Annotated in this window: 1 tRNA gene; it reads left to right on the top strand. The window is 43.5% G+C overall.

Going from position 1 to position 255, the window contains the following annotated elements:
• The first annotated feature begins 35 nt into the window (after nucleotides 1-35).
• Nucleotides 36-112, top strand: a tRNA-Ile gene (locus H8K32_RS20125).
• Nucleotides 113-255 lie beyond the last annotated feature (143 nt).

The raw sequence follows: 255 nt of genomic DNA, 5'->3' as shown, positions 1-255 counted from the left end.
TCGTCGGTTCGATCCCGTCAACCTCCACCAATACTGGGGCTGTAGCTCAGCTGGTTAGAGCACCGTGTTGATAACGCGGGGGTCGTTGGTTCGAGCCCAACCAGCCCTACCAATAGATAGTACAAACTTAAGTCAGCAAGATTGAGAGAAATAGCTCAATAGACGTTGAAGTGAAGATTTAGGTTTGAACTTTCAAAGCGAAAGTCAGTGTAGTTTAAGTAGTATCTCGTTCTTTAACAATTTAGAAGAAGTAAA

Source organism: Cognatundibacterium jejuense (assembly GCF_014284255.1).
Lineage (GTDB): Bacteria > Pseudomonadota > Gammaproteobacteria > Burkholderiales > Burkholderiaceae_D > Undibacterium > Undibacterium jejuense.
This window is presented reverse-complemented; position numbering and strand designations above follow the sequence as displayed.